The sequence below is a fragment of the Cloacibacterium rupense genome (genome assembly GCF_014645495.1).
Classification (GTDB): domain Bacteria; phylum Bacteroidota; class Bacteroidia; order Flavobacteriales; family Weeksellaceae; genus Cloacibacterium; species Cloacibacterium rupense.
Map to the genome: position 1 here is coordinate 1 of NZ_BMLV01000005.1, position 24,274 is coordinate 24,274.

The window sequence follows — 24,274 nt, forward strand, 5'->3', positions numbered from 1 at the left end:
TCTAAATAGACAATATAATGATTCTTGAAATGTATCATTAGATTTGCTTTTTCATTAAAATCTAAAATACCCGGTGTGAGTATTATTTTAAATTTATTTAGATAAGAAAAAGTTAAACCATTATTAATTGGTTTTCCAAAAAAATATATTAATAAAACTGGAACCAATACAGATAGTAAATATATAACATAAACCCAATATTTTTTTGGGTTGTTGATGTATATTATTAATAAAAAATAACCAATATAGAAAAAAGTCAATTCATGAAAAAGCGTAATAATAAACAAAAAAAATGGTATTATTAAATCTAAATGTTTTAATTTTTTGATATCACCCCACAAATAAAATGAAAATAAAGTAAACAATAGAATTTCTTTTCTGCCAATTGCTCCCAAAGCAACAATATTAAATAGAAAACCAACAGGCATTAATAGTAAAAACAAAAAACCAAAAGTATCTTGTCTTGATTTTTTAATAAATAAAAAAATTTGATATAAAAAAATAAGCCATAATGATTCTACAAATAAAAAAACTAAATAATTAGGTTTGATACTGAATAAATTTCCCAAACTTAGGAATATAAATCCACTTAAACCTCTTCTTTTAAATCCCCCATCTTGATAATTAATCAACCAATCACCTAAATTCCATCCTCTCATTTCAACTAGAAAATATAGAAACAAGTAAAAAGTAACAATACATAAAACTAAAAATAAAAATAAGTAAGTGAAATTCTTAGAATTTAACTTTTCAAATAATATTCTTTTTAATTTTATATATTTATAATTCATTTTTTATATATTCTTGTGCTTCAAAAATGCTAAATATTCTGGTAATTTTTAGTTTGAACTAAAAAAACCATTTCAAAAATTTTTACATAATTTCAGCCAGATAACCTTTCGCCTTTCTAGACATTTCTTTAATTTCTGGAATTCTCTTTTTTAAAACTTCTTTAATGAGGTCTTCTTCCGCTTTCATTTCTTCAAAAGAAGCAATGAGCTTTTGGGCATCCGAAATTTCATTAAGCCCTAAAACCAATTTTTCTTCGCCAAATAAATCTTGGGCAATGCCTTTCGATTTTACAGAATATCCCAAAACCATGGTAGGTACTCCTATAGAATACGCTGCAATGGTGGCGTGTGTTCTGGCGCCTATAAAAAATCTCATCTTGGCAATATACCCTTTGTATTCTGTAGCGTTTAGATGGTCTGGCAAAAGAAAAACTCTATTGGTTTCTTTGTATTTTTCAAAAAACTCTTTCAGGGTCTCATAATCATTGCTAATTTTTATAGTAACGTGCGGAACCAAAGCAATCGTAAAATCAGTAGTTCTTAAAATGTGGTCTATCAAAAGAAAAGCAGCCTCTTTAGATGGAGGATTTCTTGCAAAAACCAATGGCGAAAAATTAAAACCTACCGTTTTATTTTCTAAAAATTTTTCAGGAAGTGGCAATTCTGTTTTTTCCATCAAAAAAGCACCGTCTGCCACCAATTTCACGTTTTTACACCCTGCATTTTTAAGAACAGATTCTGTTATCGTTTCTCTAGCCAAAAGCAAATCAAACCGTTGTAAATCTTCTATTTTGGCTGGTGACAGATCTTCTTGACCAATGGAAGCCCCCCATAAAATAAGTTTTTTTCCAGATTTTTTGATTAGACGATTGATTTCATAAAAGCCTGGCAATTCTCCATAACAATAATTATCACCCCCTACCGAAATAAAAACATCATAGTTTTTGATTTGAGAGATAATATCTTTTTGTACATATTGATGATGGTATTTTTCATTGTTGAAAAATTTCACGTAAAATGCAGATTTTAGCCAATCCCAAGAATACTTTCTCGGGGGCAATTGTTGATGAATAAAGATTTGATGGAGGTGCTCTAAATGCTTATCCGTCTCTGGCTCATATGAAGCCAAATCTAGAAGGGCATCAGGAAACTGAGCTTTAATTTCTGCAACGGCAGTTCTTACAATAGCTTCGCAACCTCTGTTTAAACTACCCCCATGAAGGAAAAGGAGAATTCTCATTGATTTCTAATATAACTATACAAAGTGTAAAGATACAATTTCAAAATGTTTTTAGATTGTATGGCATTGAAAATGGCTTGATCATAACGCCCCAAATTTTGTTTCAAAGCATCATCTGAAAATACCTGCTTCACTACTTCATGATTAATAATTTCTTTGATTTTTGAAAACCGTTGCCCCCAAGAAAACTGATTTTTGGGATGAAAATAAATATAAATTAAGGCAATAATGCTTCTAAAAAACCTACGTTTCTTTAATCGTAATATTTCTATGTCTGAAATAGAGTTTCCAAAATATTTTTGATAATCATATTGGTATATCGCCACATTGCTTTGCAAATAATCATTCCTCACCACATTCTTGGTAGCACTCCCTTCAACTTCTCGGTAAAAATAACTTTGAAATTGAGTTTCACTTATTTTTTGAGCCAAAGAAAAAACCTGATGATTAAATTGGGCATCTTCGGCAATTCTTACTCCGACAGGAAATTGAGCCCTCGATTTTTTAATCAAATCGTTTGTATAAAACTTATTACAAACCGAATTATAATAATCACTTTCTATAAATTTAGGAAATATTTTTTGCTCAATATCTTTTCTCTCACTGTTTTCTATAGATAATTCAGTTTGTTTTTCTGTAGATTTTTGGGTTAAAAATTGAGAAATGATAATATCGCTACCTTCATGTTCAACAATGTCAATATAATGTCCCAAAGTAGCTGGATGCAACCAATCATCTGCATCTACAAAAGTAATATACTCTCCTTTTGCATTGTCTAAACCTAAATTTCTAGCAGCAGAAACGCCTTTATTTTCTTGAGAAAAAATCTTGAGCCGCGCTTCCTTTTTTTGATATTCCTTTAAAATCTCTATAGAACGGTCGCTAGAACCATCATTAATGGCCAATATTTCAAAATCCGTATAGGTCTGTTGGCTGATGCTCAGCAAACATTCTTCCAAATAAGGCTCTGAATTGAAAACCGGAATGATGATGGAGATTTTTGGCATTACTTTCAATAAAAAGTTTAAAATAAATCTAAAACTTCATACAAATAAAAGAAAAGTTATATACATATCTATAACTTTTTAATTTTCTGTATCAATTGATAGACTTTGGTTTTGAAAATCAATTTCTTTTGATGTCTCGAAAATTTAGAAAAAGAAACATCAAAATAAGGATATTTTTCGGCAATGCTTGTTGCCAAATGCCAATATCCTTTTTCTAATAAAAGCTTTTTGAGCTCTACATATTTAGGTTGATAGAGATTAGGCAAAATATGAAGTTCTACGATTCTGGTGATAAACACCAAAATGACCTTATCAAAATACTGTTGGGCTTCTGCATTCTCAGGAGAAAAATGTTGATGTTTATATTCGTCTAAAATGCTAATGGCATTCATAAACCCTTGATAACCTTCTTCGGTAATGGCCTTTTTGGAAAGTGAATTGGGGCGGACGAGATAATTGTAAACCAATTCTGAACTATAGGAAACTCTTTTTGCATTGCTTTGTACTAATGCATTAAAAACAGAATCAGGTCCTACAATAATATTTAACGGAAACAGAATATCTCCTATCACAGTCTTTTTATATATTGTTGCAGGAAAAGGTCTTCTTTCGTGTTGTAGGCCTGATAAGATTTCATTATTGCTAAGGTTTGGTAAACTTTGAATAAATTGATAATCTTCAGAAATATGATTAATTTTAAGATAAAGAATATCTAAATTTTGAGATTCTACGCTATGCAATGCTTTAGATAAAGCGAATTCATCATAGTAATCATCTGAATCTAAAAAGGTGACATATTCTCCTTTAGATAAAACAAGGGCTCTATTTCTAGAAATCGCTTCACCAGAGTTTTCTTGATCTTCTAAAATAATATTAATGTATTTTTTTTGAAATTCTTTTAAAATTTTTGATGTACTATCTGTAGAGCCATCATTAATGCAAACCACTTCAAAATCCTGAGTTTTTAGATTTTGCTGAAATACACTTTCTAAACATTTTTGCAAATATTTTTCTGCGTTGTATACCGGTATAATGATGGAGAGTTTCATTCTTCAATTTTATAAATAATACTATTAAGGTAACTTTCTCTAAGATTATCTGGTAAATCTATGGAGTCTTGATTGGTAGATTCATTCACCAATCTATATTTTACAGGAATTTTATATTCTGCTTTTTCCAGATACCAACTGTATTCTATATCTACATGCCCAATATCTACTGCCCAAAACCCAGCCAATGCCAAGTCATAAGAAAGCACAGTAGCTGTAGGACCTAAAGCAATTAAAATTAATTTATTCTCTCCTAACTTTTTTGTCATTTCTAGAATTGCATTGTATTTGGAAAACGCATTTTTTGAAGGACAAAGAATCCTCTGCAAAGAAGCAGTATTATCAAACAAATCATTTCCTATTCCTAATCGAGAATATTCACCTTCTACAATTAAAATATCTTTTCCCTCCCAAATTTTTTTGAGATTTCTGATGTTTTTTTGTACTTGAGACTTGTCTTTGTAATCCAAATAAAACCTTGAAATAAAAGCGTTTCCATAGCTTTTATCCTTTTTAAAATACGGAGCTAATTGGTTTCCATATTTATTTATAAAATCTATCCACCAATATTTCACGTTCAGTTTAAAAGCTTTTACAGACTGAAAACTTTCTGGTATGGCTACCAAATGGTTTTCTAAATCTGAGGTGAGGACTTCTTTTAACCGCTCTGTTAATAATTGATTTTCTTCTTGAAATTTTAAATTCTCATTCGGTAAAATCAATCTAAATTCTCCATCCCCAAATCTGGAAATAGATTTTTTATGGTTTGCAATCTCGAAAATAGTTTCTCCTATCCCTAAAACTTTAGGAAAGAAAAAATACTTTCTGAAAGGTATTGTTCTGATATACCAATAAAAAAAATAGAGAGGTTGAAACATTTTTATTTTTTAAAACTGAAAAACCTGTTCAATAAAATTTTGAATAAAGTAAAATTAGAATAAACAGACAAATCGTATTTATACCAATTTTTATAAGTTTCAAAAAAAGGTTTAATATCTTGTCCTCTTCTTGCAAGATGATTTGACTTAACCATAAAAGCCCAGTCATTCATGTAATCTTTATTTTTACCCTGAGAAATCCCCCCCTCATGTATTCTATGAAAATATAATTTTTCATCAAAATGTAATATTTCGCCTTGTTCCTCAAGAATAATAAATAAATCTAAATCTTCAGCTCCTTTCAAATAAGGATTAATACCAATGGTTTTATTGTAAAGTTCTTTTTTAAAAGTTATAAAATGAGAAACTTGACTCTCATCAATAATTGATTTATTTACTGGTTGGGCAATAGTTTTTTTATAAACCCCTTTTATTTCTCCAAACTTATCAAAATAAACTGTTGATGTATAGACAATACTAGCTGTGTGCTGATTTTGATGTGCAAATATCATCTTTTCCACTGCTTCTGGATGTAAATAATCATCTGAATCTAATATTCCACATATTTCACCATTAGAGAGTTCTATCATTTTTCTTTTAGTGAAACCTACTCCTTTATTCAAAGAATTTTTATATATCTTGATTCTTTTATCTTTGATAGCTAACTCTTCTGCTATTTCTACAGAATTATCGGTAGAGCCATCATCTACAAAAATAATTTCAATGTTTTCATAAGTTTGATTTAATGCACTATTGATACACTCATATAAATAATTAGAATTGTTATAGTTTGCAATTAAAATAGAGAACAAAAACATATTTTTGGATTTATTTTTTCAAAATTTTCAAAATTTTTAGTAATCTTACTCTTTTAGAGTTGTTATAATAGTTAAATATTGACTCTAATTTTTCTCTGTTTTGATAAACATCAAGAAACATCTCAAAATGATCTTTTAATACATTATCTCTCTCTTTTTTTAGTAACATTTGTTTACTTAGGTTATTACTTACACCGCCCATTTCAAAAACAGTAAAAGGATTATCTACGAACCTATAACTAGAATTAAATTTACAAAGCGCTAATAACAAGAATTTCCAATCAGATACTATTTCGAGTTCTTCATCATAATATCCATATTTTTCAAATAATGATTTTTTATGTAATATCGACTGATGATTTAAACTTGAATTGAAAAAAAAAGAAAAACTTAATTTATTAGGAACATAACCTGTTTTAAGAGTGCCATCTAATTTTTTTATTATGCTCCTAAAATAAATTATATCAAAATCATTAAAAAGAAAAAAATTATCTTTCAATACAGTTTGTTCATAAAAATAATCACCACTATTCAAAAAAAGAAGATACTCACCTTTGGCCACTTTTATGCCTTTGTTCATGGCGTTATAAATCCCTTTATCAGGTTCTGACACCCAATAAGAAATTTTATCCTTATTAAACTCTATTAATTCTTTACTCCCATCAGTAGAACCTCCATCAATAACAATATATTCAAAATCTTGAAAGGTCTGGTTAAAAACTGAATCAAAAGTTTTTTTAAGCCCCTCAAAGTTGTTATAATTGATGGTAATAATAGATAATTTCATTTTAAATAGAAAGACATTAACAATTGAGCATCTTTAGTCTAAAAACAAAATTCTCTTCCCCAGACTTTCTTCTCTTGACCTATAGTATATAAAAATCCATAACCATTCTCATTAAAGGTGGCGGAAACATAAACAGACGGCAAACACTCATCCAAATATTGGGATTGGCTATAACAAGGGACTATAACAGAAATCAATGGATTCAAAGGAAATTCTATTTAAAAACTTCTACAAAAATAATTAAGAAAACCATAAAACAAGCAACATTTAATAAAAAAGAAAAAAAAACCAACTTTTGTTCAATTCTCTCTGTAATCTTCTTCGGAAATGAATTGCTTTTTCAGAATGGATAATAAACAACTTGAACCCTTTGATTTTAAAAATTAATTGCAAAATGGGTTATTCTTTAAGATGCTTCAACGGTTATTCTATCGTATAATAAATATATGAAGCAAAAGGTACCGAACGCTTTGGGCCTTTCACCTCACCTATTTTGTATTTTATATTTCTTTCTTTAAACTTAAGATAATATTGCTGAAAACTATAAGGATGAGACAAATCTAAGGTAATCGTCCTATGGCCAATAGAATCTATAAAAGCATGCATCTTGTAGGTATTGTAATTTATTTTCACAAGGGTTACTGCGCTAAATACCAATATATTGACCATATAAACCCATAACACCACCTTAGACAACCAATTAGAAATCTTATCTTGAGAAAGAAGTCCACCAATCATTAAAAATACAGGCAACAACCAAATTTGAGCGGATAATCTAGGCCACCAACTTGCCGGATTCACCAATATACTCACAAGAAGTGCCGAAGCTATTAACACCATAATCTTCTTATCGATTTCGCCTCTTTTCATTACTAAACTCAAAGCCAATAGTACCGAAACAACAAGAATTCCACTAAATAAAAAACCAAAACCTCCCAATTTGGTATCGTTGGATAAAATCACCTCTTCTTTTGAAAAACTAAAAGGAAGTTTGATAGCTTCAGAAAAAACCACTTTCCTATCATTGGTGGTCTTTGAAAATAAAGAAATCAATATTCTTTCTACCCGATTCTTATGAAGCAACACCTCAGGAATATTTTGATTAATAATATCTATTTTTTGCTCGCCATAAAATGGATGTAATATATGGCTTCCTCTTTGAAGATTGTTATTAAAAGGATGTACATTGCAAATACCCACCAGCAACAAAACAGATAAATAGGGTAAAACCATAATTCTCTTTTGGTAGAGATAATGATACAACATCGCAAAAAATAAAAAAACAATGAAAATAGGAATTGATGAAAATTTAATCGAACAAAAAATTACAGAACTGAATACAAAAACAATGAGGTCTTGCGGCTTTTTATCAAAAAAATAAAGAAGTAATGAGGCAAATGAAGTAACCAATAATAGATACCAATTTCCATCTACATAGTAGGTAAAAGCTTGGGTCACAACTACTGGATTGAAAATAACTATAAAACTAATAAGTACCTTATGTACATCTTTTAAAGCTAATGTATCTATAAACCTCCAAACCATCACACCCGAAACATACATCATCAATAAATTAAACATTTTACCTGACTCTATTTTATGAGTAACCAGATAAATATTCGCTTGTATAATTTCATTCCCTTTTTGATAAAAGTTCACCCAAAAGCTAAAAGCATGACTGTTTTCATAAATAGGATTCCATCCATTTTTAATGAGGTAAATACTTTCTTGATGATAGCCTTGCCCATCCCAAGAAGTGTCAAAATACAATACCGCAAGAAAATAACTGATGACAATAACCAAAAGAGCTAAAAATACAGAGACATATATTTCTTTCGCTTTTTTCACCACAAAAATCAAAAGCAATAATGAAATAAAAAAACCAATAACTAAAACAATTCGATGCAAATCAAATCCTAAAATAAAAGCTATATTAGAAGAAAGTAGTGTAATCGAAAAAAAACAAATTAAAAAAAACGAAGAATTGAAAAACACCTGTTTCGCCATATCCAATTGTTTGTCTGTTCAATAAAGAATTACCACATAAAAAAAGATGAATACTAACCTATAAAAGCCTTTTACCAATGAAAGAATACCCACTTCATCAAGTAATCTTTTTCAATTTCTAACGCTTCAAATCGATTAGTCTAAAAACAAAATCTTCTTCCACCAAGCTTTCTTTTCTTGATCAGCAGTGTAAGAGTAACCATAGCCATATTTATAGCCATAGCCATACTTATTACTATAGGTAAGATTCAGGTAGCTCACATCATTCAATACCATAGCCATTTTGCCTTTAGCGTGGTCTCTGTAGATTTGGTTGGCAAACTCTATCATTTCTTTGTCAGTATATTCTGACCTTGCCAAGAACAAAAGCACATCAGAATGCCTAATCAAGTTATAAGTATCACCCACCATCAACATAGGGGCAGAATCTATCACAATATAATCAAAATCATTTCTAGTATCTTCTAACAATTCTCTAAACTTATCACTTTCTAACAATTCATTCGGGTTAGGGGCAATTGCTCCTGAATGAATTACTTTGAGGTTGGGATTCAGTGAAGATTCTGTAATGAATCCCTCTGGGGTCGCTTTATAATTACTCAAATATTCTGATAAACCTTCGCCTTTCAATTGCATAAATCTTTTGAGCTGTGGATTTCTAATATCTGCCCCAATAAGTAGAACCTTTTTCGTTTGAGCTAACGTAAGTGCGGTATTCACCGAAATCGTGGTCTTGCCCTCTCCTTTAATGGAAGAAGAGATGAGAATGACAGGGCAAGCATTTTCTTTATTGAAAAAATACTTGATATTGGAAATTAATATTCTAAAGGACTCCGCAAAAGACGACAAATCATTTTTACCAATAACATGACTATCCCCTTTCTCTAAACTAGGGATTTCTGCTACTACTGGGATGTCTTTGGCGATTTCTTGAATTTCATATTTAGAGTGTACATACGTATCTAATGAGTTTTTAATAAAAAAGAAAACCAATGGCAAGAAAAAACCTAACCCATAAGCAAACATCATAATTTTGCTTACATTCGGGGTCATAATCCCTGTGGTGTAGGCTGGATTGAGCACTTTTACTTTAGGGGTAGTAACGGCCAAAGACATCGATATCTCTTCATTCTTCTGAAGCAAATACAAATACAAAGCCTCTTTGATTTTCTGCTGGCGGTCAATATTTTTAAAGAAATTTTCCTGCTCTGGGAACATCGTCATTTCATTTTTGTACTGAGCAATTTTCCCTTGTTGATAAGACAAATTACTTGAAATAAGCTCTTTGGAGCTATTGAGACTCTCCCTAATTAAACTTTTGAGTTGAGACAAATCCTTATTAAACTGTACAATCATAGGATTGGCAGGCGTTGCTTGTCTCAAGGTTTTATTTTTGAGAAGCACCAACTCATTGTATTGTGAAATCAAACCTTCTGCAGAATTAGGAATACCAATTTGGGTAGGCAAAAGTTGGTCATTAGTCGCATTGAGCATTCTAAGCACAGAATTCACCATCTCTAACTGTGAGGTTAATTCTAATAATTTTTGTGCTCCAGTATCTAAACCACTGATGCTATTTTGAGCCTGAGTCTCTATATCAAACACATTATTAGCTCTTTTAAAATCGGTCTTTTTGCCTTCAATATTTGAGAGTTCACTGGTAATAAGCTGTAATCTTTCACTAATAAAAGCTGCAGAATTTCTGGCTTCTAATTTTTTGTCGTTATCTGCATCTTTATTATACTGAACAATCAACTCATTGATGATGTCTTCAGATTTCTGTGGGATTGTACCTCTATGGATAACGTCTAGGATATTGGTTTCATTACTAGAATAATTAATAATAATTCCTCCTTCTATTCCTCCTGCAACATTTTTATAATTTAGAAATGAAACGTCTATAAAATTTTGATAATTGATTCTAGGATTTTTGGTAATGATAATCGTTCCAAAATCTAAAGCATAAGGTTGATTATACTGATATATTTTGCCATGATTGCCTGTAGCATCTGCAAGAATGTATGAATGTTGATTAAGCGATTTAATTTTATACCCAGCTCCGCCGAAGATTTTTTCATTCTTTAAGGAAACTATTTTTCCATAAAAAGGAGCATCATCACCATAAAGAACATCATCTTTAAACCTACCTTTATTCGTAAAAACAACATCTAAATTGAGTTCTTTTACCACATTGTTAATCAAAGGCTTTGCTTTGAAAAGTACAATTTCATCAGCAATAGAATTTTTGGCCATACCCCCTGAACCCATACTTTGTAAATCATTCAGACCAATTACGCCTGTAGTTTTTTTCATAGACGTATTGAAATACACTGAAGCCTGAGAACTATAAACAGGAACGGTATACCTGATATATATTTTTGCCCCTATAATAAATAGAATTAATGAGAGAACAAACCAATACCAAACCCTAATGTATTTAAAAAGTTCTTTTTTGAATTCAATTTTTCTCACCCTTTGAGGAAGAGATTGTATCGCTTGCAATTGTTCCATCGTTAATTTCTAAAAAAATTGAAAATCACGAGACCTAGCCCCACTAAACCTGAATAGGTAAGAATTTTAGTAAGAATAGGAGTCTTATTCGCTAATATTTGAGCATCTCGGTTGGGCAATGCATACAAGATGTCATTATTCTGTACGTAATAGTAAGGTGAATTAGAAATATTGTAATCTGTAAGGTCTAGAGTGATGGTCTGGTCTACCCCATTCACGTTTCTGATTAATCTTATGTTTCTAAGATCAGCATCTTCTTTAGTCCCTCCGCCTATCGCCACAGCTTGTAAGATATTCATTTTTTCGTTGCTATAGCTCACTTGTCCTCTAGCTCCAAACTCCCCTAAAAAAGTTAACTTCAGGTTGTTTTGTTTGATAATAACAATAGGCTCTACCAAATATTTTTTGAGCCTAGATTCTAAGTCTGCTTTCAATTCGTCTAGGGTCATTCCTTCTACTTTGATTTTACCTAACGTTGGAAAGTTGATTTCTCCTTCTTTATCGATAGTATAGGCCAAATCTGCTCCAGAAGAACCACTCCCATTGCTATTAATCTGAGAAATAGTACCTAAATTAAAGGGCTTTATCGCGATTTCATCATAGCCTGTCACTTTAATGTCTAGCACGTCTCCTACCAACAATTTATTGCCTAAAAATTTAGCTTGGGTAATTTCTGCATTATAATTGAGGTCTTTATCCATGTAAATCATGTCTTTCTTGGGCATACAAGAAAAAACCAAAAGCAATGCGAGAAAAGGAATAAAACGGGGTATCAATTTCACTACAGTCTATATTTATGAGACAAAAATAAAATAAAATATTGATTAAAATAGAGTAATAAATAAAAATTCATCTGGCCTTTGGCTAATAGCTAGCTATTGGCTTATCGCTAATGGCTAATGGCTTATTGCTAATCGCATATCGCTCATCGTTTATCGCTTATCGCTTATTGCTAATCGCTAGCTGCCAACTGATATTAGAAGGATTCCCCTCTTCTAGAGGGGTGGCATCCCGAGAATCGGGATGACGGGGTGTTAAAAAAAAAATCTGTCAAAAAATCCCTACGCCCCATGTATTAAAAAAAACTCCACCATACCATGATACATCTTCACATCTTTACAACTTCACCACTATACATTTTTACAGTTTCACAACTTCACATCTTCACATCTTCACATCTTCACACCTTCACATCTTCACAACTTTACATCTTTACACCTTCACAACTTCACACCTTCACAACTCCTCCACTCTCCCAATCTCCCACTCTCCCACTCTCCCAATCTCCCACTCTCCCACTCATCACCCATCACTCATCAATTAAAATAATAACTCACCCCAATCCCAAGAAGTCTATTCCAAGTTTTACGGTAGTCATAATTAGGGTATACTTTGGTAAGCCCTTGGTCAAATCTCACATACATTTCTAATTTATCACTGATAACATAACCAAACGCCGTAGAGGCAGAAAAACTCCATTTTTTGGTTACATCATCTCCTAATGGACCAGACTCATAATTAATCACTGGACCTTTAAAGTCTACCGAAACGGCATAAGCGGCTCTAGGACCTACCATGAAGTAAAAATTCTCAAAGAAACCTCTGTAAAAATGAAATTTCCCATAGAGTGCTATCGCCACAAAATCGTTTCTGTAGTATTGTCTGCCTTGTTCCAAAATGGTTTTTTCACCTTCCATACTATATTCTACCACCGGAAAAATATAATATCTTAAAGGCGAATAAATACTTCTCTGAAAACTTTCTAAAGGAATTTCTGCAAAGACACCTAATGATGGGGCGATTCTTCCTCTTGAAAAATCATGAATTCCTTCGATAGACGAAGAGTGAACATTACCCGTCATCCCCCACTTAAATTCTTGGGAAAAAGTCATCATGCTAAAAAATAGCAACAATACCAAATACAATTTTTTCATTTTCTTCAAATCAATTTTACCGAGTGAATAGTTATTTATAAAAACATAGAGCCTATTGTAAAAGATAAAATATCAATAGGCTCTATGATTAAACAAAGTAAATATTTTAATTTTGTTTGTGCAAACAATTAACTGTTAAAAAGTGCTCTACCGTTCATCAACTCATGAACTTTCTTCTTCACCACTTCCAAAACATTGTCATTATTGATGTTCAACACCACTTCATTGATAAGTTCAGCCACTGTTTCCATATCTTTTTCTACCAAACCTCTGGTGGTAATTGCCGCAGTTCCTAATCTAATCCCTGAAGTAATGAATGGAGATTTATCATCGTATGGCACCATATTTTTATTACAAGTAATCTCCGCTTTTACCAATGCTTTTTCGGTTTCTTTTCCGTTTACATTCTTATTTCTTAAGTCCACCAACATCAAGTGATTATCTGTACCTCCGCTTACAATATCAAAACCTCTATCCATCATCGCTTTAGAAAGCGCTCTAGAGTTAGCAATCACTTGCTTAGCATACACTTCAAACTTTTCGTCTATTGCTTCACCATAAGCCACTGCTTTTGCTGCAATCACGTGCTCTAGTGGTCCTCCTTGAGTTCCTGGGAAAACCGCTCCATCTAGTACAGCACTCATCATTTTAGTTTCCCCTTTAGGAGTTTTGTGACCATAGGTATTTTCAAAATCCTTGCCCATCATAATCATACCTCCTCTAGGACCTCTCAACGTTTTGTGGGTGGTAGTAGTCACTACATGACAGTGCTCAAAAGGAGAATTCAATAATCCTTTAGCTACCAAACCTGCTGGGTGAGCGATATCTGCCCAAAGGGTAGCCCCTACCTCATCTGCTATTTCTCTAAACTTTGCGTAATCTAAATCTCTAGAATAGGCTGAAAATCCAGCTATCAACATTTTTGGTTTTTCTCTAAGGGCTACTTCACGCATTTGATTATAATCAATCAAACCAGTTTCTCTTTCCACTCCATAAAAAACCGGACGGAAATTAATTCCAGAAAAATTAACATGTGAACCATGGGTAAGGTGACCTCCCATAGACAAATCCATGCCCATTACAGTATCACCAGGTTTCAAAACAGATAAATATACGGCAGCATTCGCTTGTGAGCCAGAGTGTGGCTGTACATTGGCATACTCTACCCCAAAAAGTTGCTTTGCTCTTTCAATCGCTAAAGTTTCTACTTCGTCTACTACTTCGCAACCTCCATAGTACCTTCTACCAGGATAGCCTTCAGCGTATTTATTGGTTAAGACACTCCCCATCGCATTCATTACATTTTCAGAAACAAAATTTTCTGATGCAATCAGCTCTATACCATTGGTTTGTCTTTCTCTTTCTCTTTCAATTAGTTCAAAAATGATGTCGTTACTCATATTAGATTTAAATTTTGCCCAAAAATAAGAAATTATACAGATATTTGTGATAAGTTTATATTAATAATTATGGGAAAGAAAAAATATAAAAAACAATTGCTAAAATCCTTGAAATCATTAGGAAAATCCGAACATCTGCTTCTAGAAAGCATGACCAATCTTATGCTATTGGGTGAACTCAAAAAAAACAATATTGAGTTCAAAGATGGAGACACCTTCACTTTTAAGGATAATATTTTTGATTATAGCGAAGATAAAAACATCAGAAAAATGGCAAAACTGCGCCATAAAATGATGAAAACCATGAATAAACTGGTAGAAAAAAATAATTTTAAAGATAAAGAAATTAAGTTTCTTTCATAAAAAAATTAGCCACGAATGCACGAATTTTTAAAATATTATTCGTGCATTCGTGGCATTTACAACTTTACACTTTTACATCTTTACAACTTCACAGTTTCACAACTTTACAACTTTACAACTTCACAACTTCACAACTTCACGATTTCACAACTTAACAACTTTACAACTTCACGACTTTACAACTTCACAGTTTCATAACTTCACCACTCCTCCACTCTCCCACTCACCCACTCTCCCACTCTCCCATCACCCATCAACTCATCCGTGCATTCGAAGCAAAAATTCTAAAACAAAGTCTTCGTTTCTGCCATGACTGGAACATGAATTTCTGTCCCAAATTCTGCATTCACTTTCTCTATAAAATACGCAGACAACAACGGCGAAGCCAATTCTACATTTTGGTGAACAAAGAAATACAGATTTTTCAAACCTTCTTTTTTCCATAGTTTAATGCGTTCTAACCAATCATCTAATCTCGCATAATCACTTTCGGCATTGGCACCTACATAGCGTATAAAAGCCGTATCAGAAGTCAATCTCATGTGCAACATATCTCTTCTACCCGCCGTATCTACAATGATGTTGGCGATATTATTTTCTTCTAACAATTGAGAAAATTTCTCAAAATATTCTTCTGCAAACCATTCCGCACTTCTTACCTCTACTGCCAACGGAATTTCTCGAGGCCAATCTTTTACAAATTTTTCTACCCTATCAAAATCTTTCGGTTTAAAATTATCATGCAATTGCAAGAAAACCATCCCTAATTTATCCCCGAAATGCTGTACTGAAGTAGCGTAATCTGTTACCACATCTGTCACGTTAATCAATCTTCTGAAATGCGAAACGGTGTTGGTAATTTTCGGGAAGAATTTAAAATTTTCGGGTGTTTTTTCTTTCCACGTGAGTACTTGTTCTGGACTAGGCAAAGAGTAGAAAGTAGCGTTCAACTCTATAGAATTGAATTGAGTAGCGTAATACGTAAGTTCGTCTTTGGTCCCTTTGGGATAAAAACCTTTCAAATCGGTTTTATTCCATTTGGCACAACCGATGTAGATATTGAAATCATTTCCATTAGATGTTGCTAAAATTTCTTTGGTTTTAGGATGGTCTTTTGGAAGTGTAAAATCGATGATAGATGGGTCTGCAACTTGTCCGAATTTCATTTTGTTTTTAAAGTTTAAGGTTCAAGGTTTAAAGTTAAAGATTTCCCGCAGATTGTGCAGATTTTTACCTTTAAAATTTAAACACAATGAACACTGAGACTTTCACAAAGAACACAATAATCAAACCTCATCTTTGTCATTCCGTAGAAATCTAAACCTCTTTAAACACAAAGACACAAAGTTTTTTCACAAAGAACACTATGATTGAACATCCTCTTTGTCATTCCGCTGGAATCTAATAAACCTCGCAACTCGTATCTCGCAACTCGTATCTCCCATCTCCCATCTTCCATCTTCCATCTTCCAAAATAAAACTTTCAAAAAAAATTCGTGCATTCGTGGCATTTACATCTTTACGATTTTACATTTTTACAATTTTACAATTTTACCATTATACCAATCACTCCAATCATTCATCAATCATCATTCATCAATCATCATCCATCATTCATCATTCATCAAAAAACCAACTCCCAACTCATTCGTGCATTTGTGGCATTTACATCTTTACGATTTTACATTTTTACAATTTTACCATTATACCAATCACTCCAATCATTCATCAATCATCAATCATCATTCATCATTCACATTTTCTCAGCGCATAAAAAAGACTGCCCTTTTTGGACAGCCTCTTAATATCGTCAATCAAAAATCGTCAATCGTAAATCTAACTTACGCTTCACAACTTGAACACGTTACAAAATTCACCATTAGTTCTTTAGAAACAGATTGAGAACGTTGATAGTACAAGGTTTTTACCCCCATTTTCCAAGCTTCTATCATCAGATTGTTCACATCTTTTATCGCCATTGAAGCAGGAATGTTTAAGTTCAAAGATTGCGCTTGGTCGATGTACTGTTGGCGTTGTGCCGCTTGGGTGATGATTTCCATCGGAGAAATTTCTTTGAAAGTTTTGAACACATCTTTCTCGGTCTGAGAAAGCTCTTTCATGTGTTGTACCGAACCGTGATTCAGCATAATTTCTCTCCATACATCTTCATTGTCCAAACCTTTTTCGGCAAGCAGTTTTGCCAAATATTTATTTTTTCTCATGAAATTACCTTTTGCCAAACCAGCTTTGTAATAGTTAGAAGCAAAAGGTTCTATCCCTGGTGATGTTTGCCCTAAAATAGCCGATGAAGAAGTGGTAGGCGCAATAGCCATAGTGGTGGTATTTCTTAGTCCATATCCTTTTAGTACTTCTGGCTCACCGTAGATATTTGCCAATTCTTTAGATGCTTGTATCGATTGCTCTTGAATCTGTTTGAATGCTTTAGCATTAAACATTTTAGCTTCCATACTTTCAAACGGAATCATATTTTTTTGAAGGTAAGAATGGTAACCGAGAACTCCTAATCCCAATGCTCTGTGTCTCAACGCAAATTTTCTTGCTCCTTGTAGATAATAGTTTCCTTCGGTTTTTTCTACAAATTCAGAAAGTACCGCATCTAAGAAATAAATAGCCAATTTTACCGCATTGGTATCTTTCCATTCGTCATACAATTCTAAGTTCATAGAAGAAAGACAACAAATAAAACTTTCGTCTGCCGTAGAAGGCAACATAATTTCTGAGCACAAATTACTAGCATTAATCACTGCACCACTGTCTTTATAAACTTGTGGCTTGTTACGGTTCACATTATCGGTAAAGAAAATATACGGAAGCCCCTTTTTCTGACGAGACTCTAGCACTTTAGCCCAAATCTTACGTTTGTCCATATCACCATCTATCATATCTTGCATCCAATAATCTGGAACGCAAACCCCCATAAATAAATTCTGAATAGGGCTACCAATTTCCTTGATGTTTAAGAATTCTTCAATATCACCATGGTCAATATCCAAATACGCGGCAAATGCACCTCTTCTTACCCCACCTTGCGAAACCACATCCATGGCAGTATCAAACAATTTCATAAAAGAAACAGCTCCCGAAGATTTACCATTGTCGGTAACGGCAGTTCCTCTATTTCTGAGCTCCCCGAAATAACCAGAAGTTCCTCCTCCGATTTTGGTTTGCATAATCACCTCACCCAATTTGTGGGTAATTCCTTCGATATAATCTGGCACGTGTACGTTGAAACAAGAAATAGGCAAACCACGTTGTGTTCCCATATTCGCCCACACTGGAGACGAAAAAGAAATCCAACCTTTGGTAATCATTTCCTTAAATGCAGGAATGAGCTCTGGCTTGTATAATCTTTTAGCAGCAGCCGTAGTGATTCTGTCTATAGCCCCTTCCACGGTTTCACCTTTCAGAAGGTATCCTCTATTGAGCATCTGCTCAGACTCATCATTTAGCCACCAAATTTCAGTATTGTGTTCTTCCATATTTTTTATAAACTTTTCTTGTTTTTTATTTTTAGAAGCAAAAATTTCTGCATTCATTCACTTATCTTCCTGTTTTCCGTTACAATCTTTTTCTTCTCCATTGCTTAACCCAAGCCAAGAAAAAGGATTTCCACTGCAACCAGGGCTATTTTTCAGGCAAATTTCTTTTTTCGAAACTTACACAAGATTTCAATTCTTTCAGCAACCTGTTATTCTTCACGAACTAATTCCAATCAAATTTTCTGCAACGTTCTAGTTCGCCAATTTTCACTTTATTGATGTGTGTAAATGTCACATTGTGGTCTATTTCTTCGAATTGTAACGCTTTTTTAATGCAGTAATCTATTTTGTAAGCAACTGACAAACAAACGGTTTGCTCTTTTACTTTGCCCATTCCCATGTAAATATATTCCCCTAAATGGAAATTTTCTGATCTGGTGAATTGTACTTCATCTATAATTTCTGGCTTCATAATTTAAATATTTTGTTTTGATTTTTTGTTTTGGGCTTAGAGCTGCATATTCCTTTTTATGACACGTCATTGCAAGGAACGAAGCAATCTATTGATTTTTGATTTCGCCAAATGGCTACGCCGAATCTATGATTTCGTGGCTTATCATTTTTCAAAATTTAAAAAAAAATAAATTTAGGTTTTGGCTAAAGCCCAATTTATTTTCTATTTAATAAACAGGCTTTAGCCCGTTTCTATTGATTATTTTGTTTGCGTTTTCATCTTTGAAAACAATCGACGCTCGCTTCGCTCGCGCCATCTTAAAAATAATTTTTCTTAGAGAATTCTCCCATTTTCAGAGTACTTTCAATACGCCATTCGCGTGAGTGACGGGCTGCTAAAAACATAAAATGGTCAGAAAATCTCTGTGCTTTGTGTTATAAACACCTCGTGAATTTCATCAAAATTACACCCTTTAGGGTTGGGGTAATTAATTTTGATGAAGAGTTATAAAACCCACAACTCTACAACTCCAAAACTTCACAACTCTACAACTCTACAACTTCACCACTCTCCCATCTTCCATCTCCCATCTTCCATCTTCCATCTTCCATCTTCCTTCTTCCTTCTTCCACCTTCCATCTCCCAGCAAATTCTTAAAACAAATCATTCGCAGTGATACTCTTATCATGCTTCGTATAATCTACAGGTCTTTTGGCGAAGAAATCGTCCATAGAATTCGCAAAAACCTCTTCTTCAAACCACATCATTGGTCTGTATTGTTCTGGCGTTACGTTGTAACGGGTTTTCATGTTGATTTTCTTCAAACTGTCATCCACTCTATATTTCATAAAGTTGAGCAAATCTTCTTTTGAGAACATAGAAATTTCTCCCGCTTCGAAAATCCAGTCTAAAATTTTAGCTTCCAATTCTACCGAACGGTCCACCAAACCATAAATATCTTCGATATCAGCATCCGTCAATAATTCTGGTTGCTCTTCTCTGATTTTATTGATAAGGTAAATCCCAGCATTGGCATGAATTTGCTCATCTACGGAGGTCCAAGCAATAATATTAGAAACATTTTTCATGTACCCTTTAAATCTTGTGAAAGATAAAATGGTAGCAAACTGACTGAATAATGATACATTCTCTATCAAAATAGAGAACAACAATAATGAAGAAACGTATTCCTTAGGGTTGGTAGATTTGGCATTGGCCAAAACAGTATTCAGATAGTCTATTCTTTCTCTAATGGCAGGAATTTCTACCACATGATTAAATTCATCATTATAACCCAATACTTCTAATAATCTAGAATATGCCTCACTATGACGGAATTCGCATTCTGCAAAAGTAGCCCCAAGACCATTCAACTCTGGTTTTGGCATGTGATTGTATAGGTTACCCCAAAATGTTTTTACAGCTACTTCTATCTGTGCAATGGCCAATAGCGCATGTTTTACAGCATTTTGCTCATAAGGCTCTAAGTTAGAATGGAAATCTTGGACATCTGCCGTAAAATCGATTTCAGAATGTACCCAAAATGATTTATTGATGGCGTCTACAAATTGTAAAACTTCAGGATACTCAAAAGGTTTGTAGCTGATGCGTTTGTCGAAAATTCCCATAGTCAATGTGTTTTATGTTAAATGTTAAATTTATATTTTTAATCCGATGATTCCTTGAGCCATATTCGCAATTTACTGAACTACAAATACTTAAATAGCACAAAATTGTTTTTACCCTCCACAATTTTTACTCAAGACACGATTACAAAAATAGAAATTGAACTCAAAAAAAGAAAGCGAAAAAGCCATCAGAATGTTAATTTTTTGATTTTTAACCCTAAAAGTTTTCCACATTGACACAGAACTCCCTCTACCAAAGCGTTTGACTAAGGTACAGGATAAAAAATAATGATTTTTCGCAGTTTTTCATTAAACAAACAACTCAAAACCCCTTTATTTATGAGCATTTACAATTAAACAGCAAAATTTAAAAATTAAGCAAAATCTTTTGTAACATATTGAACTAAAAAACTACTTATTCAGAAAAAACTTAATGTTAGTAATTAAAGACTTACATAAATCCTACGACACAGGAAAAAGTAAACTCCACGTTTTGAAGGGAATAAACCTCAATATCGATGAGGGTGAATTCGTTTCTATTATGGGTAGTTCTGGCTCTGGCAAATCTACATTGCTCAACATTATCGGAATCCTTGACGAAAAAGATTCCGGAATATACGAACTAGACGGCATCCCTATAGAACACCTCACCGAAGTGAAAGCCGCTGAATATAGAAGTCAATTCCTTGGATTTGTCTTCCAGTCTTTCAACCTAATCGGTTATAAAACAGCTCTCGAAAATGTAGCGCTTCCTCTATACTATCAAAATGTTCCTAGAAAAGAAAGAACACAACGCGCTATGGAATATCTAGAAAAAGTAGGATTAGCACAATGGGCAGACCATTTACCCAACGAACTTTCTGGTGGACAAAAACAACGTGTTGCTATTGCTAGAGCATTAATTACCAACCCTAAAGTAATCCTTGCAGACGAACCTACCGGTGCTCTAGACAGTAAAACTACCCACGATATTATGAAACTTCTGCAAGACATCAATAACGAAGGTAAAACCATCATCGTAGTAACCCACGAACCCGATGTGGCTGCACAAACCAAAAGAAATGTACACCTAAAAGATGGATTGATTGAAATTGATGAATATATAGAACAAGTAGTCTTAAAATAAGTATACAGATAAAGCATAGATAAAGCATAGATAAAGCATGGATAGTGTATGAAAAAGGCATGAAAAATTAAACCCTTTTTCTATCCAAAAAAAACAAAATTTAATATCAATTACTCAACTCATACATCTCTTTTATAGAGCTGATATAATTAAAAAAAGAAACTCATGTTTGACCTAGACCGTTGGCAAGAAATTTTTGGATCTATTCGCAGTAATATATTGCGTACCGTACTGTCTGGCTTTACGGTAGCACTAGGCTTGTACATCTTCATCGTTCTCTTCGGTATCGGAAATGGCCTTCAAAACGCTTTCCAAGAAGGGTTTACCAGAGATGCACAAAACCTGATTACCATCTACACCGGTAAAACCAATATCGCCTACGGTGGCCTACAAGCAGACAGAACCGTCACCCTCAATAATAGTGATTATGATGCCATCATCAATTCTCACCCTGAGAAAGTGCAGTATTCTACCCCTAGATATTCTACCAACCTAATGGTAAAATATGGCAAAGAAAGTGGCAATTATCAAATATCTGGTGCCAACCAAGACGAAGTACAAATAGAAAATAGAAAGCTTCTAGATGGTAGATTTATTACACCTAGAGATATCCAAAATAACCAATATGTTGCCGTTATCGGAAGAATGGTTCAACGTGACCTTATTAAAAATGGCAGCCCTATTGGTAAAGAACTCGAAATTAACGGAAGTAATTTCAAAGTGATTGGCGTATTCTCTGACGATGGTGGCGACTGGGACGAGAGAATGATTAGTGTGCCTATTTCTACCCTCCAGCAAATGAAAAAAAGCTCTGACACCATCAGCACCGTATTCATTGCTTATGATGAAAAGCTAAAACCAGAACAAGCCATAGAATATAGTGACCAACTCAAAAAAGAATTAAAAGCTAGAAAAAAAGTTTCTCCAGATGACGAAAGTGGCGTAGGAGTAAACAACCGTGCAGAAGGTCTCAAAGATTCTTTTATGTTCTTATTCGTGATTACCATCATTGTAGGATTTATAGGCATGGGAACCCTATTGGCAGGTATTATTGGCATCAGCAATATCATGGTGTATATTGTAAAAGAAAGAACACAAGAAATAGGAGTAAGAAAAGCCATTGGTGCTAAACCAAAAAGTATTATCTCTCTGATTATGCAAGAGAGTATAGTGATTACTGTTATTTCAGGATTTGTAGGTGTAGGTTTAGGTGTATTTACACTACATTTGATAGGAGATAGTTTAGAAGCATATTTCATTAAATCACCTAGCGTAGGTTGGGGTTTAATATTCATGGCATTTATCAGTTTAGTGCTCTCAGGGCTTATTGCAGGATTTGTACCGGCATACAGAGCAGCTAAGATAAAACCTATTGAAGCTCTGAGAGCAGAATAAAATATAGAAAACGAGGTAATTGATGATTTGATAATATCTAATCTCAAAATACGGAAAACATAAATCGAACTCGAAACTTAATTAAGAATGAACATCATATTCAAAAAAGATACGTGGCAAGAAATTTATTATTCACTCAAGAATAATAAACTTCGAACTTTCCTCACCATGATAGGTGTGGGATGGGGTATGTTTTTGTTTGTAAGTTTACTGGGAGCTGCTAAAGGCATGGAAAATGGTTTTGATAAATTATTTTCAGGTTTTGCCACCAACTCTATTTTTCTTTGGGCTCAAAATACTTCCATTCCTTACGATGGATTTCCGAAAGGCAGGCAAATGAACTTGCATTTACCAGATATGGCTCTTTTAGAAAAAAAAATCAACCAAATTGATTATATCTCTCCTCAAAACTCTAGAGGTGGTTTTAATGGACCAGGAGAACAGATGAGCGCTAATGGTAAAACCTCAATCTATACGTTAACCGGGGATTATCCTATAGGAAATAAAATTTCTGAAAAAAAACTCATGTTTGGGAGATATCTAAATGATGCTGATGTAAGCGCTAATAAGAATGTGGTAGTCATAGGTGAAGGCATCTATAAAAATTTCTTTGATGCCAAAAAGAATGAAAATCCTGTTGGTAAATCTATCAATATCAAAGGAATATTCTTCAATGTTATTGGGGTATATAAAGTAGGAAAAGCTGGGGGACCTATGGATAATGACACTACTGCATACATACCTCTATCTACTTTTACTAAAATGTATAACGACGGAGACGTGGTTGGCTTTTTTGCCATTGTTAGTAAGCCAGAAGCAGACTTAGCAATTGTAGAAGAAGAGGCCAAACAAGAATTAAAGAAAAAGAACAATGTATCTCCAGAAGACACCAATGCTTTTGGTAGTTTTAACTTGGGTAAAATGTTCGAAAAAATGACAGGTTTTTTAACAGGAATGCAGTTGCTAACCATTATTGTAGGAACTCTTACTATTTTAGCTGGCGTAATTGCCATCTCTAATATCTTGCTGATTACCGTAAAAGAAAGAACCAAAGAAATAGGCATTAGAAGAGCTCTAGGAGCTAAACCTGCCGAAGTGAGAAACCAAATTTTATTAGAAAGCGTAGTGATTACGCTCACTTCTGGGTTATTTGGATTTATTTTTGGGATTATGCTTTTAATGGTTATAGACATCATGACCAAAAACCAAGACAGTTTCCCATTTTATAATCCTACAGTCAATTACTCACATGTTTTTGCAGCAATGTCTGTTATGATTATATTGGGATTAATCATCGGGATGATACCTGCACAAAGAGCTGTAAAAATAAGACCAATAGAAGCCCTTCGTTCAGAATAATTAATAATTATAAATAATAAATTTAGA

General features: G+C 33.3%; 20 protein-coding genes. 4 read left to right on the forward strand and 16 right to left on the reverse strand.

Annotated elements, in window-relative coordinates; all coding sequences use genetic code 11:
- The 12 genes from IEW40_RS10585 to glyA form a co-directional block, all read right to left on the reverse strand.
- A partial coding sequence (locus IEW40_RS10585; RefSeq protein ID WP_188618073.1) for a hypothetical protein occupies nucleotides 1-791 on the reverse strand: 791 nt, incomplete at its 3' end.
- An 82-nt stretch (nucleotides 792-873) separates the two neighbouring features.
- Nucleotides 874-2,031, reverse strand: coding sequence for a polysaccharide pyruvyl transferase family protein (locus IEW40_RS10590; protein ID WP_188618074.1), 1,158 nt, complete (start codon nucleotides 2,029-2,031; stop codon nucleotides 874-876).
- Complete coding sequence (locus tag IEW40_RS10595; RefSeq protein WP_188618075.1) at nucleotides 2,028-3,038, reverse strand: glycosyltransferase family 2 protein; 1,011 nt, start codon at nucleotides 3,036-3,038, stop codon at nucleotides 2,028-2,030. Before IEW40_RS10595 ends, IEW40_RS10590 begins: the two co-directional genes overlap by 4 nt.
- Before the next feature lie 68 nt (nucleotides 3,039-3,106).
- On the reverse strand, nucleotides 3,107-4,087 hold the full coding sequence (locus IEW40_RS10600) for a glycosyltransferase family 2 protein (RefSeq protein WP_188618076.1): 981 nt from the start codon (nucleotides 4,085-4,087) through the stop codon (nucleotides 3,107-3,109).
- Nucleotides 4,084-4,965: an SP_1767 family glycosyltransferase gene (locus tag IEW40_RS10605; protein WP_188618077.1), complete on the reverse strand. Its 882-nt coding sequence runs from the start codon at nucleotides 4,963-4,965 to the stop codon at nucleotides 4,084-4,086. Before IEW40_RS10605 ends, IEW40_RS10600 begins: the two co-directional genes overlap by 4 nt.
- Nucleotides 4,966-4,967: 2 nt before the next feature.
- Nucleotides 4,968-5,783 (reverse strand): glycosyltransferase family 2 protein, encoded by an 816-nt coding sequence (locus IEW40_RS10610; RefSeq protein ID WP_229663435.1) that lies wholly within the window; start codon nucleotides 5,781-5,783, stop codon nucleotides 4,968-4,970.
- A gap of 10 nt (nucleotides 5,784-5,793) precedes the next feature.
- Complete coding sequence (locus IEW40_RS10615; protein ID WP_188618079.1) at nucleotides 5,794-6,570, reverse strand: glycosyltransferase family 2 protein; 777 nt, start codon at nucleotides 6,568-6,570, stop codon at nucleotides 5,794-5,796.
- Nucleotides 6,571-6,993: 423 nt separating this feature from the next.
- On the reverse strand, nucleotides 6,994-8,577 hold the full coding sequence (locus tag IEW40_RS10620; RefSeq protein ID WP_188618080.1) for a hypothetical protein: 1,584 nt from the start codon (nucleotides 8,575-8,577) through the stop codon (nucleotides 6,994-6,996).
- 135 nt (nucleotides 8,578-8,712) lie between these two features.
- Complete coding sequence (locus IEW40_RS10625) at nucleotides 8,713-11,088, reverse strand: GumC family protein (protein WP_188618081.1); 2,376 nt, start codon at nucleotides 11,086-11,088, stop codon at nucleotides 8,713-8,715.
- A gap of 2 nt (nucleotides 11,089-11,090) precedes the next feature.
- Nucleotides 11,091-11,870 carry a polysaccharide biosynthesis/export family protein gene (locus IEW40_RS10630; protein ID WP_188618082.1) on the reverse strand — a complete coding sequence of 260 codons (780 nt, stop codon included), beginning with the start codon at nucleotides 11,868-11,870 and terminating at the stop codon, nucleotides 11,091-11,093.
- Between the two features lie 534 nt (nucleotides 11,871-12,404).
- Nucleotides 12,405-13,022: an outer membrane beta-barrel protein gene (locus IEW40_RS10635; RefSeq protein ID WP_188618083.1), complete on the reverse strand. Its 618-nt coding sequence runs from the start codon at nucleotides 13,020-13,022 to the stop codon at nucleotides 12,405-12,407.
- 128 nt (nucleotides 13,023-13,150) lie between these two features.
- Nucleotides 13,151-14,422: a serine hydroxymethyltransferase gene (gene glyA / locus IEW40_RS10640; RefSeq protein ID WP_188618084.1), complete on the reverse strand. Its 1,272-nt coding sequence runs from the start codon at nucleotides 14,420-14,422 to the stop codon at nucleotides 13,151-13,153.
- Nucleotides 14,423-14,491: 69 nt separating this feature from the next.
- On the opposite strand from glyA, the gene IEW40_RS10645 reads away from it, so the two are divergent.
- Nucleotides 14,492-14,785, forward strand: a complete 294-nt coding sequence (locus tag IEW40_RS10645; RefSeq protein WP_104794330.1) for a hypothetical protein — start codon at nucleotides 14,492-14,494, stop codon at nucleotides 14,783-14,785.
- Between the two features lie 284 nt (nucleotides 14,786-15,069).
- Here IEW40_RS10645 and IEW40_RS10650 read toward each other — a convergent pair whose 3' ends face one another.
- The 4 genes from IEW40_RS10650 to IEW40_RS10665 form a co-directional block, all read right to left on the reverse strand.
- Entirely contained in the window at nucleotides 15,070-15,951 is an 882-nt protein-coding gene (locus tag IEW40_RS10650; RefSeq protein ID WP_188618085.1) for a DUF72 domain-containing protein, read from the reverse strand.
- 675 nt (nucleotides 15,952-16,626) lie between these two features.
- Nucleotides 16,627-18,342, reverse strand: coding sequence for a ribonucleoside-diphosphate reductase subunit alpha (locus tag IEW40_RS10655; RefSeq protein ID WP_188618086.1), 1,716 nt, complete (start codon nucleotides 18,340-18,342; stop codon nucleotides 16,627-16,629).
- Nucleotides 18,343-18,508: 166 nt separating this feature from the next.
- Complete coding sequence (locus IEW40_RS10660; RefSeq protein WP_188618087.1) at nucleotides 18,509-18,757, reverse strand: hypothetical protein; 249 nt, start codon at nucleotides 18,755-18,757, stop codon at nucleotides 18,509-18,511.
- 635 nt (nucleotides 18,758-19,392) lie between these two features.
- Nucleotides 19,393-20,367 (reverse strand): ribonucleotide-diphosphate reductase subunit beta, encoded by a 975-nt coding sequence (locus tag IEW40_RS10665; protein ID WP_188618088.1) that lies wholly within the window; start codon nucleotides 20,365-20,367, stop codon nucleotides 19,393-19,395.
- 433 nt (nucleotides 20,368-20,800) lie between these two features.
- Here IEW40_RS10665 and IEW40_RS10670 point away from each other — a divergent pair, with 433 nt between their 5' ends.
- The 3 genes from IEW40_RS10670 to IEW40_RS10680 all read left to right on the forward strand — a co-directional run bounded on the left by IEW40_RS10670 (nucleotide 20,801) and on the right by IEW40_RS10680 (nucleotide 24,247).
- Nucleotides 20,801-21,493 (forward strand): ABC transporter ATP-binding protein, encoded by a 693-nt coding sequence (locus IEW40_RS10670; RefSeq protein WP_188618089.1) that lies wholly within the window; start codon nucleotides 20,801-20,803, stop codon nucleotides 21,491-21,493.
- A 165-nt stretch (nucleotides 21,494-21,658) separates the two neighbouring features.
- The gene (locus IEW40_RS10675; protein WP_188618090.1) at nucleotides 21,659-22,888 is read left to right on the forward strand and encodes an ABC transporter permease; all 1,230 of its coding nucleotides are present in this window, start codon (nucleotides 21,659-21,661) and stop codon (nucleotides 22,886-22,888) included.
- Between the two features lie 87 nt (nucleotides 22,889-22,975).
- The gene (locus tag IEW40_RS10680) at nucleotides 22,976-24,247 is read left to right on the forward strand and encodes an ABC transporter permease (RefSeq protein WP_188618091.1); all 1,272 of its coding nucleotides are present in this window, start codon (nucleotides 22,976-22,978) and stop codon (nucleotides 24,245-24,247) included.
- Nucleotides 24,248-24,274: the final 27 nt, after the last annotated feature.

Excerpts from the sequence above, each read along its gene's own strand:
- IEW40_RS10590 (WP_188618074.1), bottom strand. The coding sequence starts at position 2,031 with ATGAGAATTCTCCTTTTCCTTCATGGGGGTAGTTTAAACAGAGGTTGC.
- IEW40_RS10595 (WP_188618075.1), bottom strand. The coding sequence starts at position 3,038 with ATGCCAAAAATCTCCATCATCATTCCGGTTTTCAATTCAGAGCCTTAT.
- IEW40_RS10600 (WP_188618076.1), bottom strand. The coding sequence starts at position 4,087 with ATGAAACTCTCCATCATTATACCGGTATACAACGCAGAAAAATATTTG.
- IEW40_RS10605 (WP_188618077.1), bottom strand. The coding sequence starts at position 4,965 with ATGTTTCAACCTCTCTATTTTTTTTATTGGTATATCAGAACAATACCT.
- IEW40_RS10610 (WP_229663435.1), bottom strand. The coding sequence starts at position 5,783 with ATGTTTTTGTTCTCTATTTTAATTGCAAACTATAACAATTCTAATTAT.
- IEW40_RS10615 (WP_188618079.1), bottom strand. The coding sequence starts at position 6,570 with ATGAAATTATCTATTATTACCATCAATTATAACAACTTTGAGGGGCTT.
- IEW40_RS10620 (WP_188618080.1), bottom strand. The coding sequence starts at position 8,577 with ATGGCGAAACAGGTGTTTTTCAATTCTTCGTTTTTTTTAATTTGTTTT.
- IEW40_RS10625 (WP_188618081.1), bottom strand. The coding sequence starts at position 11,088 with ATGGAACAATTGCAAGCGATACAATCTCTTCCTCAAAGGGTGAGAAAA.
- IEW40_RS10635 (WP_188618083.1), bottom strand. The coding sequence starts at position 13,022 with ATGAAAAAATTGTATTTGGTATTGTTGCTATTTTTTAGCATGATGACT.
- glyA (WP_188618084.1), bottom strand. The coding sequence starts at position 14,422 with ATGAGTAACGACATCATTTTTGAACTAATTGAAAGAGAAAGAGAAAGA.
- IEW40_RS10645 (WP_104794330.1), top strand. The coding sequence starts at position 14,492 with ATGGGAAAGAAAAAATATAAAAAACAATTGCTAAAATCCTTGAAATCA.
- IEW40_RS10650 (WP_188618085.1), bottom strand. The coding sequence starts at position 15,951 with ATGAAATTCGGACAAGTTGCAGACCCATCTATCATCGATTTTACACTT.
- IEW40_RS10655 (WP_188618086.1), bottom strand. The coding sequence starts at position 18,342 with ATGAATGCAGAAATTTTTGCTTCTAAAAATAAAAAACAAGAAAAGTTT.
- IEW40_RS10660 (WP_188618087.1), bottom strand. The coding sequence starts at position 18,757 with ATGAAGCCAGAAATTATAGATGAAGTACAATTCACCAGATCAGAAAAT.
- IEW40_RS10665 (WP_188618088.1), bottom strand. The coding sequence starts at position 20,367 with ATGGGAATTTTCGACAAACGCATCAGCTACAAACCTTTTGAGTATCCT.
- IEW40_RS10670 (WP_188618089.1), top strand. The coding sequence starts at position 20,801 with ATGTTAGTAATTAAAGACTTACATAAATCCTACGACACAGGAAAAAGT.
- IEW40_RS10675 (WP_188618090.1), top strand. The coding sequence starts at position 21,659 with ATGTTTGACCTAGACCGTTGGCAAGAAATTTTTGGATCTATTCGCAGT.
- IEW40_RS10680 (WP_188618091.1), top strand. The coding sequence starts at position 22,976 with ATGAACATCATATTCAAAAAAGATACGTGGCAAGAAATTTATTATTCA.